Source organism: Tolypothrix campylonemoides VB511288_2, from assembly GCF_045999855.1.
Taxonomy (GTDB): Bacteria; Cyanobacteriota; Cyanobacteriia; order Cyanobacteriales; family Nostocaceae; genus Scytonema; species Scytonema bouteillei_A.
In genome coordinates this window covers 108490-121610 of record NZ_JBFPMW010000008.1, presented here as the reverse complement: position 1 = coordinate 121610, position 13121 = coordinate 108490, and the positions used below count along the sequence as shown (strand labels likewise).

At 38.6% G+C, this 13121-nt stretch carries 11 protein-coding genes; all 11 read right to left on the bottom strand.

Annotated elements, in window-relative coordinates; genetic code table 11:
• Positions 1 to 11 precede the first annotated feature (11 nt).
• The 11 genes from AB0756_RS23455 to AB0756_RS23405 all read right to left on the bottom strand — a co-directional run bounded on the left by AB0756_RS23455 (position 12) and on the right by AB0756_RS23405 (position 13086).
• On the bottom strand, positions 12 to 773 hold the full coding sequence (locus AB0756_RS23455; RefSeq protein ID WP_038089929.1) for a WecB/TagA/CpsF family glycosyltransferase: 762 nt from the start codon (positions 771 to 773) through the stop codon (positions 12 to 14).
• A 56-nt stretch (positions 774 to 829) separates the two neighbouring features.
• On the bottom strand, positions 830 to 1669 hold the full coding sequence (locus AB0756_RS23450; RefSeq protein WP_038089934.1) for a glycosyltransferase family 2 protein: 840 nt from the start codon (positions 1667 to 1669) through the stop codon (positions 830 to 832).
• Positions 1670 to 1715: 46 nt separating this feature from the next.
• Positions 1716 to 2912 (bottom strand): glycosyltransferase family 4 protein, encoded by a 1197-nt coding sequence (locus tag AB0756_RS23445; protein WP_038089937.1) that lies wholly within the window; start codon positions 2910 to 2912, stop codon positions 1716 to 1718.
• A 312-nt stretch (positions 2913 to 3224) separates the two neighbouring features.
• The gene (locus AB0756_RS23440) at positions 3225 to 4472 is read right to left on the bottom strand and encodes a glycosyltransferase family 4 protein (RefSeq protein WP_038089940.1); all 1248 of its coding nucleotides are present in this window, start codon (positions 4470 to 4472) and stop codon (positions 3225 to 3227) included.
• 14 nt (positions 4473 to 4486) lie between these two features.
• On the bottom strand, positions 4487 to 5242 hold the full coding sequence (locus tag AB0756_RS23435) for a methyltransferase domain-containing protein (protein WP_038089943.1): 756 nt from the start codon (positions 5240 to 5242) through the stop codon (positions 4487 to 4489).
• Positions 5243 to 5299: 57 nt separating this feature from the next.
• Positions 5300 to 6577 (bottom strand): O-antigen ligase family protein, encoded by a 1278-nt coding sequence (locus tag AB0756_RS23430; protein ID WP_050045188.1) that lies wholly within the window; start codon positions 6575 to 6577, stop codon positions 5300 to 5302.
• Between the two features lie 40 nt (positions 6578 to 6617).
• On the bottom strand, positions 6618 to 7532 hold the full coding sequence (locus tag AB0756_RS23425) for a hypothetical protein (protein WP_038089947.1): 915 nt from the start codon (positions 7530 to 7532) through the stop codon (positions 6618 to 6620).
• A complete protein-coding gene (locus tag AB0756_RS23420; protein ID WP_038089951.1) occupies positions 7529 to 8734 on the bottom strand; it encodes a hypothetical protein in 1206 nt (401 codons plus the stop codon). The genes AB0756_RS23425 and AB0756_RS23420 overlap by 4 nt, the downstream gene beginning before the upstream one ends.
• Entirely contained in the window at positions 8731 to 10068 is a 1338-nt protein-coding gene (locus AB0756_RS23415; RefSeq protein WP_050045186.1) for a flippase, read from the bottom strand. Before AB0756_RS23415 ends, AB0756_RS23420 begins: the two co-directional genes overlap by 4 nt.
• A 331-nt stretch (positions 10069 to 10399) precedes the next feature.
• A complete protein-coding gene (locus AB0756_RS23410; protein WP_038089954.1) occupies positions 10400 to 12613 on the bottom strand; it encodes a GumC family protein in 2214 nt (737 codons plus the stop codon).
• 62 nt (positions 12614 to 12675) lie between these two features.
• Positions 12676 to 13086, bottom strand: a complete 411-nt coding sequence (locus AB0756_RS23405; protein ID WP_408104011.1) for a hypothetical protein — start codon at positions 13084 to 13086, stop codon at positions 12676 to 12678.
• Positions 13087 to 13121 lie beyond the last annotated feature (35 nt).

Genomic DNA, 13121 nt, shown 5'->3' with positions numbered 1-13121 from the left:
GCCCACTAAAATCAGGACAACCTGAATTTCTGCTTAAGCACTAGAAAAATAAAGATGGTGTTTCCAACTAAATAGCGTCGCCACAAACGTTGAGGTTCTGCTATCAAGCGAAAAAACCACTCTAGACCAGTCTTCTGTAACAACTTTGGTGCTCTTTTTACCATCCCAGAAACCAATTCAAAGCTAACCCCTATGCCAATTGATACTGGAACACCAAGCTTCTGGTAATTGTTGTATATCCAATACTCCTGTTTCGGAGCACCTAATCCAACAAACAAAAGATCGGGTGCTGCTGTAGTTATAGCTAAGTTAATTCGTTTTAACTCGACTGGATCTGACTCGAACCCGTAGGGTGGACAATAAGTACCAGCAATTTTGAGGCTTGGATATCTTGCTTGAAGAACCTGTGCAGCCTTCTGAGATGCTCCAGGACGACCACCTAGCAAAAAAACTTTAAGTCCTCTCTCAGCACTGATTTTGCATAACTGCTCGAACAAATCTGTTCCATTAACCCGACCTGAGAGCGGTGTCTTAAAAAACTTAGCTGCCCATAATAGAGGAACACCATCTGGTACTGCTAGAAAAGCCTTGCGATATATCTCACGGAAATGAGGATCGCGTTGCAGTGTCACAATATGTTGAGCATTGGGTGTCACGACATATTTAGGAGTGCTTCCCGACACGGCACGATCTGCGGTCGCCTCAACAACCTCATCAAATGAGTATTGATCAATCTCGACCCCACAAATATTTACTCTCGTTGAATGTCTCATAAAATACGAATTGAAGTCAAAAATTTGTAATATCTACTACAGAATGAACGTGCGTCTTACCAAGCTCCATAGCGATCGGATGACAATTTACCAATCTTTCGCCTCAAAAAGCCTTTTACTTTAATAACGATAAACGGATCGAAGTATTTAATAGGAAGAGTCGCTAGCTCCGTCATAAACCATTTGTTATAGAATGTGCGATGCTTAGCTTCTAGATAGTTTGAGGTTCCGCAAACAAATTTAGAAGCGACTCGCCTACTCTCTTGAATCAATTTCAGCCTGTTTGTTACCTTACCAGTCATACCGTTTAGCGAAAAAGAAGCAAGTGGAGTATCAACACAGTGAAACTTAGCTCCGGAGGTATAGGCTCGAAATATAAAGTCATAATCAGCAGCCATAGAGTAACTTAAGTCAAATAAACCTACTCGTTCATAGACTTCCTTTTTTACAAAACAGCTAGGATGAGCGACGGGTAGCTTAAATGGCATATTTTCTAATTCTCCTGGGGTGAATGTACTTAGATACTTACCTTCTAAGTAATTTTTCACAGGTGAATGAACGACGGAAATTTCTGGAAATTTTAAAAACGCTTGTTCTACACTTTTTAAAGCTCCGTCGTTATACCAGTCATCAGCATTTATAATACCAATTATGTCACCTGTAGCCAGAGATATACCTTTATTCATGGCATCATAGACACCTTTATCTTTTTCTGAGATTAGTATGTTTATGTGCTTGGAATACCGATTAAGTATTTCTAGAGTTTTATCCTTTGAACCACCATCTATAACAATGTATTCTAGTTCTGAATCCATTGATTGATTGATAACACTCAAAATAGTTCTTTCAAAGGTTTTTCCGGCATTATAAACAGGTGTAACGATAGATATTTTCATTGTTCCTGCTTGAGAATTCTGTACTTATAATGTTGTGTCAATGTGGCTAGAACACAGTCAAAGATTGACGATCTTTGTGCCAAGCAATAGCAGTTTGGTAAATGCTCATTATCATTTGATAGTTTTGTTCCAGGGAGTAATGGTCTTCGTATTGCTCGCGAGCCAGAACGCTCCGACGTTGTAATTCGGCGGGATTCGACCAAGCTAGTTGTACTGTACGAGCTAAATCTTGGGCGTCCTCAGGAGTGAAATTCCAACCAGAGTACCCTTCTTTTACAATCTCTGTGATACCGCCTATGCGACTAGCTATAACAGGTAACCCTGTTGCAAAAGCTTCAGCAATTACCATGCCGAAAGGTTCATACCACTCGGAAGGAAATATCAAAAAGCTAGCATTTTGCATGAGGTTTACAACCTTTTCTCTTGGTAATCGTCCCAAATATTCAACATTATTAGGTAAATTACTCTTTAGTAAAATTTCCAGCGGTCCCTGACCCACAATTTTCAAAGGAATAGCTTCATTTAGAAGATGCCAAGCGTTTAGAAGCGTTTCTATCCCCTTGTATTGTACCAGCTTGCCAACAAATAATGCATATCCTCCAGTATGCTCACCTATTGCAATATTTGAGGTAACAAAATTAGGCTTTACCGCAATTTTTTCCGCAGGTAAACCTGCTTCAATAAACTTTTGACGAGCAAATCTAGTCAAAGCAATGTAAATATCCACTTCGTTTTTGTAAGTTCCTCGCAGTCGGTGGGTTGTTAAACCTGCAACTGCAACAGCAGTTTGAGAATTACTCCCACGGTAGCAACCATGAATTACACCCTGATAAGGGACTGTTTTTCCAACACAATCTTCGCAAACACCTGCATTACGATAAAGGTATGCTCCAGGGCAAATAAGCTTGTAGTTATGCAAGGTGTGAACTACAGGGACGCTTGCATCTTGACAAGCCGCAAAAACTGAAGGTGATATTAAAGGAATTGTGTTGTGGACATGAACAATATCTGGTTGAAACTCTTGCAATTTTTTACGGGTTTGCGAGTAAGACTCAGTAGACCAAATTGATTGCAAGGCAATCTTGGCTTTTGTAAGAGTGTTAGCATTCTCAATACTTGAGTTTTCTAAAATCCATTGGTGAATTTCATGTCCATACTGCTTGAGCATTTCATGCTCAGCAGCAACCACAACTTCTTCTCCACCCATATGACGGTAGGCGTTGTGTACTTGGAGAATTTTCACTGCGTCGTCTCCTTTTCTAAAATCTTTTGTAAGAAACAGAACTTAGCAATTTTTAAAATTTCACATCTTGTACAGGAACAAGGAACAGTACAAATAGGGAGAAGGGAAGAAGGGAAGAGAGCATGATTTGAGCCTCGATTAGGAGAGTTTTTTTATAATGGTTGCGCTTACAAGGGTTTGAAATCCTATTGAAGCGTGATAAATTGCGTCTTAAAATCTTTCCTAGGCAAAGCTTACAGAATTTTCATGCATTTCCCCTGTTCCCTGTTACCTGATTAATTAATGGTTTAGCATAACAACTACCGAAGAGCCTTAATGATTTACTAGCTCATCATAAAGAGCTAAATAACGATATGCTTGTTTTTCCACTGTAAATTCTTGTTCCACTTTAAAGCGAGCAAAATAACATAGCTTTTCATGCCGTTCTTTGTTCTCTAAAATCCAAGCAACTCCCTGAGCTAAATCTTCAGTATTGTCAGGTTGAGCTAGGTAACCATTTTTTTGATGCTCAATCATGTCTGGCATACCACCAATGTTGAAAGTTACACATGGAGTGCCACATGCAAGTGCTTCCATCACGGTATTTGGTAAGTTGTCATCAGTTGATGGTGCAATGAAAACATCTACGGCTGCATATAACAACGCTAGGGAAATATCATCATTTAAAGTACCTAGGTAATAAGATTGAAAACCAAACTTGGGTGGGTTCTGGGGTTGTGAGGAACCAAAAATTACTAACTCTAGTCGCTCGCACCATCTTGATTGACTTAAGCTCTGGAGCGCTGGATACAGCAAGTGAAATCCTTTCCTCTGATTACTTGTTGCATTTATTGCTCCAAAAAGCACAAGCTGTTTATCTTGAGGTAGATTCAGTAGCCCTCGCGCTATTTGCCGATTAACTGGCTTGTACCTCTGTATATCAAGACCATTAGGTATGACTTCCACGCGCCTATTTTTGAAAAGAGAACTGGCTTGAGTACACTTAGCTAACCATGAACTGGGAGAAACAAGAGTCAAATGTAGAGGTCTCCAGTGCTTTGTTTTACTCTGCCACTGCCAACGGGATAAATCCCAGTTGCGATCGCTTCCCAATTGAGGACAGGCTCCGCAGGAGTTCATGTAGCGATCGCAATTATGGCTGTAGTGACAGCCACCAGTAAAAGCCCACATATCATGGAGCGTCCAAATGAGAGGCTTATTGAGTTTAGCGAGAGTTTTAATTTGAATATAACCTTTTGATATCCAATGCAAATTAATGACATCAGGAGCAAGTTGCGGAACTCTGGTTGCAATACTATCTGGAAGCCAAGAAGAAGAGTATTCAGTTAATTCTCCACCAGGGTAGAGTTTCAAGGGAAGCCCAGTAAGAGCTGGTCTTAGCTTAGAAAACTCTTTACCTAACTTGGTATTTGGACCAATCACCGTTTGGTCATTGCTATCCTGAGTTTGCACCAACATCTGAGACTGCACGCCAATACCCATTAGTCCTTGGTGTAGGCGGTAAGCAGCACGAGATGCTCCACCTATCAAATCAGAAACGTTTAGATGCAAAACTTTCATGTATGTTTATCAGCTTAATTTTGACATACTACGCTGAGGTACTTTTTAAAAGGCTGATGAATATTCCCCATTAATCCAACTATTTTGTGAGCTATTCCTTTTTTTTCTGAAAAATCGTGGTATTCAATACTCTTACAGGTCAGACCTACTTCTTGGCAAATCTCTTTAAATTCACTGGCTGTGTACTCCCTAAAATGACCGGGATTATCATAAGTTTTGCGAATCCTCTCATAAGGATTTTTTCCTAAAGCCAGTAGAATTCGATTAGGTAAATAAGCAGCATTAGGTGTACCTATTATAAGAAATCCGCCAGGGGAAATAAACGTTTTTAAAAATGATAACACTATTTCGGGTGCTGTGTATAAATGTTCTATGACTTCGCACATGATTACTATATCATGGGCTTCTGCCGATAACCATTTTTCTTGATGCTGAGCATAATTCAAATCAAATTTTAGATGATGATTAATTATGTTTGAAGGTGCCAAACGGTTTTCCCAACCGAGAGTATTTAAAGTCATATTATTCTCTATATATTTATGTAAAGCAAAAGTAAGAAAATGAGGCCCAATATCCAAAATTTTGATGGCTTTATCTTTTTTAGTAGAGACAAGTTTAGTGTATTTTTTGGTGATATTAACGAAATAAGCCAACCTTTTTGCATGAAATTCTAAATATTTCTCCTCTTCTTGATTCAAAGAAAAATCATAGAATGATGCTATATTTTGGATATCTATTGAATTGATGATAGTTGAAGTTGATTCACTCATAAAATAATCTATTTGAATTTAGTTTTAAAAAAATAAATCAACAGGAAAATATTTTTTTCAAATTGTTACACCCTCTTTTCTTATTTGATTTTTCCAAAGAATACTTGAATATACTATTGCTACATATATAGCGCAATGTGTACTATGTGAGATTAATGTTAAAGTTTCGCTTATTTGTAATACAAATGCCAAAACCATAAATTCAAGCATCCAAAAGCTTTCTATTGTTCTTGTTAAATGTATTAGATTAATGACTCTTATAAGAGTAGATACAAAACTGAGCATAAATAGTAACAACCCTACAACTCCTAACTGCAAGAAAAGGTCTATAAATCCATTGTGAGCATGAAACTCTTTGGCATTATCGTGTTCAAGCGCAGCCCATGTACTGTTAACAATCGATTCACCCTCGCTAGTTCGCCAAAATGCTCCATAACCATAGCCAAGCCAAAGTTGCTTTAAACCACTTTCAATTGCTAGCTGCCATATGATAAAACGTCCATTAAAATCAGGAGGTTTACGTAGAATGTCAACTACTATAGTTTCAAAATTCCCAAAGACTAGTACAGCGATACTGCCAACTATTAATACTGCAATAACATACATGATTGTCCGAAGTTTGTAGTGCCACCCGGAAAAACTGAGAATAGGCAACAGAGTTAATGACAGTAGAAAACCTATCCAGGATGACTTACTTTTGGAAAGTAACAACAGGGATACGGAAAGGCTCAACCCAGTCCACTTAAACCAATGAAACTTCTTATCATTCAAAACACTTAATAGAAACAATATAGCTGCGTGCATCATCATACGACCCAGGTATTGCTTATGAAGCAAAAAGCCTGTCCATGAATCCTCACTGTTCGTTTGACTAATAGCAAGAGATGATTGACCTATAGCGATCGCAAAGCCACAAAATAACCAATTCAAAATTGTTGCTAAGCCAAACATCCAGAGAAATAGTCGTACCAAATCTTTATGGTTATAGTTTGCAGCTAAGTACACTCCAAACAAAGTTTCTCGCACAAAGCTTTTAGAAACTTTCAAAGTATCTTCCGGAAAAGCAGACCAAAAGTATGAGAACATTACAGTCCCAAAAAGGAGAAGTAGAGGTATATCTTTCGTTGCAACATAAATGCATCGCTTCCACCGTAAAAGTATCAAAAAAGATACCATTCCGTAGCTTGCATTTTTAAAAGGTGCGTCTAAAGCGAACAGATTAACGTCAAAGAAGCCAAGGAACATTAGGAAAAGAGTGATTATTTCTAGCTTTTTGCATAGAGAATTGAGTTTTAGATTAATCTTGCTGGATACACCTGTAGGTGAAATAGTCATTCAGATATCCCGTGCGTTTCAACTCACTCATAACATATACTCAAGCTTTCAGTATCTTTTGGATTCTCTGCTTAAGTAGTTGTAGTTTCCTTTCCCTAAATATAGTTTTTTGTGTAAAATTATCTGCTTTTACATCGCGAATTATAAAAGGTGGATGCTTGAGAGGAAATTCTATTGCTTGCGTGAGCATATTGTCATATGGATTTTTTTTAGGACTAGAAGTGAAATGAGTTGAGTCTGGGCCAAAGCCGATATTGGAAATTAAATTTACATTCGAGATAATACCTAAGCTACCCTGCACCCAACAAGCAAACGTCCATTGGTAGTCCCAAGTGATACCTGAAGGATTATGATAAACAGACTGAAAAATCTTACTCCAATATCTTTCGGCTTTACGGTCTTTTAAAATGTCTTTCAGAAAATCTCCCGCTTGAATCTCTCTCCAAAGCTTGATGCTAAAATCATAGTTCTGCCAAGCTCTTCTCCAACTTGCCCAGCCCCAGCAGTGGTTAAAGATAGAAAAGTAATAACTATAATTTGTTCGTCTGCGTCCAAACTGAACATTTTCTCCGGAAATCGAGGCTACTCGGGTATCGTCTCTATATTTCTCAAGTAATTCTTCACAAAAGCGAAAAAATGTTGGATGAGGTACGCAATCATCCTCTAAAATAATTGCCTCCTCAACGTTGGTAAAGACCCAATCTAGACCACTAGAGACACGTTTTGCACAGCCCAAGTTAGTATCAGAGTAATTCTTCAAAACTTCGCAGTCCCAATCAACACGATCAATAATTGCACGAGTAGCTTCGCACTTTTCTGCTTCACCAAAACGGTCCTGACGTGGACCATCTGCAATGATAAAGAGTTTATATGGCTTCGCTTGGCGAATTGCTTCAAATACCTTTTGGGTTGTATGTGGTCTTTTAAAGATTATTAATACGACAGGAGTTTTCATAGCTGTTTCTCCTCAGCAGTCATGAGCATAACAAATTCTGGATATTTGAGAATCATAGATGAGGCTATATCAGCCAATAGTTTAACACCAATTTCAATGGGTAAATACCGATATTTGAATGCAGCAAGTCTTGAATCTTTCTCCTGATACAGGATATCTTGAGCAAAGTTGCCTAGTCTGTCTTTTGGCATGATGTCAATTGTCATACCAGCATGACCAGATGGTAGTAACATATTTGAACCATGTACTCCAATAACTAGACGGCTCTCACTGTAGAGTTTGCAAGCTTGTCTCTCTGTCTGCTCATCAAATCGATCTACTCTTGCATCTTCAATCCAATTAGGAAATTTTGTTTTTTTACCTAGTCCTGCAACTGTAAATTTAGCTGATGGTAGTATAAACTGCATGATTTTGAACAGTCTACTTATCTTCCAGTTTTGTAATAACAAGGCTACTTGCCACATCCCAAGCTTCTTTAATATTTTAAAGAGAAAAGAGTTAAACCAGAGCCTATCTTCTCGCCAAATAAAGGTAATTCTCAATGTTTCTGAATCAAAATCATGCTTGGATACTCTAGTGAATTTGGAAATATCAAAAGACCCAGGATGTGAGTAAGCTTTACTAATATAGACTTCATCAAAACGATGTAATTCTCTAGAAACGAATTCATTAAATTTTAAGTAATAAGACTGTCCCTCTTTTAGAGGTATATTGACTGTCCAAACCTCTGCTACTCCATCTGGAACCATCCATGCCAAAAATTCTGGCACGATCGTAATTAGTCCATAAGTTTCAAATTTTTTCATATAATATTCAGTATTTAATAATTTTAATAAAGAGTGTCCGTAAAGAAAATCAATGCAATTTAATATAATAATTTTCTGACATTGCTTCAATATTTGTTTCTTGATATTTAATTGCTGATATTGTGGATTACAAAAAGATTTAATTAATGGCTCACCTAACCATATTCTTGAATTTCCTTCAGGACCAAACAACAAATTTTTTTCTAAATCAACTTGATAGTTTGAGAATCTACCATGACCCACCTTCAAATCCTCAATAATTCTGGCATGGCATTGAATGCACCTAGATTCAACACAGATATACATACCTTGCCATATTAAATTGAACTGCTTTAAATCTGCTTGACAGTGCGGGCAGTTTGAGTGATGCTGAATATTTGGTTTAACTTCAATCATAGGAATAACTTAAAAACTCTTGATGTAACACGATATAGATTAAGAGAACGTACTATTAAAGTCCCAATCGGTCTTAAATCCCTAATCAAAAAATTAGGTATTATAGTAACCGCAAAATAACTGATAATAGTTGCTATTGTTGCCCCATATGCTTCATAGGAAGGGATAAGAAATATATTCAAGACTATGTTTAAAAATGCACCTCCCACACTAATGTATACAGAGTAATGCAATTTATTCTCTACTATTAAGAAAGAACTTCTTGCTAGACCAAAATTAGAAGAAAATTGTCCCCATATATATATTGATAATATAGTACCCGCAGGAGCGTACAATTCTCCATATAATTGTGTGACTATAAAAGAAGAGAGTAGAGAAACTGGTAAGGCAACTATTAACCATAGAAACAGCATCACATCAAAATATAGCTGCATCTTTCTCATATAATCCTTGCCTTGTTCTTTCAACTGTGAAAGCTGAGGAAGAATAGAGGAAGCAACTATCATTGGCAAGAAGTCAAAGATTTCTGCTAGCTTTACCGCCACCGAATAAAACCCCAACTGAGATTGATTTTCCAGTAAAAAACCAAGCATAATTTGATCGATTTTAGAGTAAGTATAAATTGCAAATCCTGATATAATCAAAGGGAAACTTTCTCGCAGTAAATCTTTTGCTTGTTGAAGGTTGACTTTCCATGAGGTTAGGTAATTACCTCGTAATCTATAAATAATTACCATTCCTATTCCACTCAAAGCTAGTTCAACTAGCCTTGCCCAAGCAAATGCAAGGAGTGGAGCATGAATCTGAATTAATCCAACTCTCACAGCGCACATCAATACATATGCTGATTGCCTAGACAATACAACAAACCTAGACTGAACTTGTGATTGAAACCAAAAGTCAATAGTATCAAAGGCTTGGAACATTGTTCCTGCCGCAAAGATTCCTACTAGCCAATGAGTCAAATGATTATCGGCATCTAGCAGTGAAATTGATGTAACCGAGAGCAACAGCGTTAATAATCCACCGAGAAGGCTTAGCACGAAGGTAGTTCCAAGAATTTCATCTCTCCGTGATGGGTTATTAGCAATGTCACGAACTACGATTGAGTTCAGTGACATATTGACTATAGGGCTGAACATTCCTACAAAAGAAATTGCATAGTTATAGATACCAAACTTCTCAGGTCCTAAATATCGTGCTACCCAGATTCCCACAAATAATCCTAAGCCCATCTGTAGAAACTTGTCAGCTAGCAACCAAGATACATTAGTGATAATTTTACGTAGGTCGGGACTGAGTTTCTGAGTTATTGTAGTGAGTTTGTTGAACATTAATTAGTAAATGAGTCCATGCAACTTAAGAGAGTAAGATTTTTAATAAAAAATGAAGCGAACGCTGAGAAACTCACACTAAGCATAACTCACACAAATGCCATATCTCAGATATTTCATCTATCCGTAGAAACCTAGGTTGAGTTAAAAGCAGCTTAATAAAGTTACAGTAACTTTCTTGGCTTTTATCTATGAAATAAGGGTTTTATGGTTAGTACTATGTGTGAAAAAACATCAATTTTCTTAGATATAGGTGAGCTTGTCCTTGAAATCTAGACTAAAAACGTAGCGTTCGTCTGACTGTAAACTCATAAAGCACATCAAGTGGATATTAAGAGACATCGCTTTTACCTGTAAACCTTGATGTATTTATTTCTGTAAGTACAGAGTTTCTAGGTGCAAAGCCTACTTCAACTGAATTTCTCGTGTAATAAAAATAGCTGTCAGGCTCGCGTTTCACATTCACACCATTAATCACCATGCCTAAAACATTTAGACCAGACTGAGTTAAAAACTGCTTGGCTGCATTTGCACTAACATAATCACTCACTCCAGGACGAGCTACCAATAAGATCCCGTCAGATAGTTTGCTTAAAACCGCAGCATCTGCTGTTCCTGCTAGGGTTGGGGTGTCAAAAATGACGAAATCGTATTCTTCTACAAAGGAGGCAATTAATGCAACCATTCGCTTTGAATCTAACAGCGCCACTGGGTTAGGAGGTAAAACTCCAGACGGAAGAACGTAAAGATTGGGCATAACTTCCTGCACAAGTGTATACATTGGAAGTTCGTCAACAATAAGATTTGATAGTCCTACTGCATTCCCCATACCCCAAACGTGATGCTGGACTGGATGACGCATATCGGCATCCACCAACAAAACCCGACGTCCTACCTGAGCCATTGCCACAGCTAGATTTGCCGCCACCTCAGACTTTCCTTCTTTGGAAGCAGAACTTGTAACCACGATCGCTTTTGGCTTTTTATCTGAACTAAGAAACTTTAAGTTGGCTTGCAACATTTGATATGCGTCACCCACGGGAAAGTGAGGAATATCCCTACCAACCACTTTGAGAAAAGAAGAGCTCTTTTTGCCATTGCCAGTGGTTGAAGGAATAACCCCCAGCAGGGTGTATTGAAATAGTTCTCTGGCTTCTTTAACCGTCTTAACCGATTGGTCGAGCAAATCTAAAGTGAAAGCAGCAATGACACCAAGCAAAACACCTGCAACTGCTCCACCGCCGATAACTAGTTTCTTTTTAGAACCAGATGGTCGATCGGGTATTAACGCAGGAGATATGACACGAGCATTTCCAATGTTTTGGTTTTCCGCGACTTGGATCTCTTGCAGTCTCCTCAAAAGTGTTTCGTAAGTCGTTTGAGCTGCTTTCAACTTCCGCTCAAGCTGCCGCTGAGTCTGTTCTAGACTGGGCAAAATGTTTGCTCGTTCTTTGTAGGCAGACCTTTCATTAGACAGGGTCATAATTTGACCTTCTAAACCGACACGTCTTGCCTCAGAGCGAGCAAAATCTTCAATCAGTTGTTGTCGCAGTTCTCCAACTTGAAGATTCTCTATATTGACTTGCCGATCGCTGCCTTGGATCTGCTCTGTCCGCTGTTGTAACAAGCTGTTGAGGGCAGTAATTTTTTCCTCCAAATGAAGAATAGAAGGGTGTTCTGGCTGAAAACGATTTCGCTCAACTGCAAGCTGGCTTTGAGCCTCCTGAAGTTGCTCCAGTAGTTTTTGTGTTCCTGGTATTTGACTTAACTGTGCAACAGTTACAGCTTGTTGTGGATCGATCTTCGCTTGAGTTTGTAACTTTCGTGATTGAGCAGTCACATCAACCAATTGAGCTCGAGCTTGAGAAATTTGTTCTTCTAACTTGGAAATCGCGCTGACTGATGCAGTTGCTTCTTCTTGCAGAGCAATGACTTTATTTCTCTCTTTGAATCTACGCAAGGCTGTTTCTGCTCTTCTTACAGCGTTCTCAGTTTCAGGTAGCTGCTGCTGGATAAAGTTGCGAGCTGAGACTGCTTCAGCCCGATTCGCTTGTCTGTTATTGCTGATATAAATTTCAATAACTTTGTTGACGACTTTTGCCGCAAGCTTGGGATTTTTATCTTTATAAGAAATTTGCAGTATATCGGTTCCTTTAGCAGCTTCTACCTTAAGCTTTTCAGTCATATCTCGGATTGTCAAAGGTTTGCCCCGATCATCTTTGAGGTCAAGTGAATCAATTGTTTCCTCAATAACTGGAACAGATGCCACTATTTTTGCTTGGGTATCTAACGGATTATTCGAAGCTAAAGAATCAAGCCGTCCTATGGCTCCAATAGCTTCCCCCAAACCCGTTAGTGAAGAGGCTTGATTCGTTTTAATCAACAGACTTGCTTCTGCCTTATATGTAGGTTTCAATAAGAATGCATATAAGGATGCAAGGGTAGCAACTGCTCCAAAAACTCCTACTCCGGGTACCCAACGCCGTTGCAAAACCTGCAAATATTTTTGAAAATCAATTTCTTCAAATTGTGATGTGTGCTCCATATTGGTCAATATGAATCCTACTGATACATTCAATTGCGATCGCAACTGGCTCAACCTCTGAATTAGAAATCCTTGCTGTTATATCTTAGGTTCCGTGCGTGTCGGCGGGTAAACTCACTTACGGAAGGATTTCCTTCGATATGAATGACGTTCACTGCTTGTCGCCACAGTGCTGGGGATGCTATTGATACCTCATAAATACAATCCTGCTTTTTGACGTGGTACCATTCTGTTTTCTGACACAGATCGCACCAGAATGCTTCCAACCATTCGCCTTCTAGGGAAACTGCAGTCTTTTTCGCCACCAAGATTAAGGCTTTTTGTCGGCTAGCTCCCCGTTGCTGAAGTTGACTTGCGCGATCGGCAAACAATGGATGCTTTTGACTCATGCTATCAAGATAGCATTCTTGGATTGGACAATAAATCGCTCGTCGCTTGGAACGCTTACGATTTCGGTCACACCTTTTATGCAATTCCATCACCCTTAAATGTTTCTAATTTCAGTCAC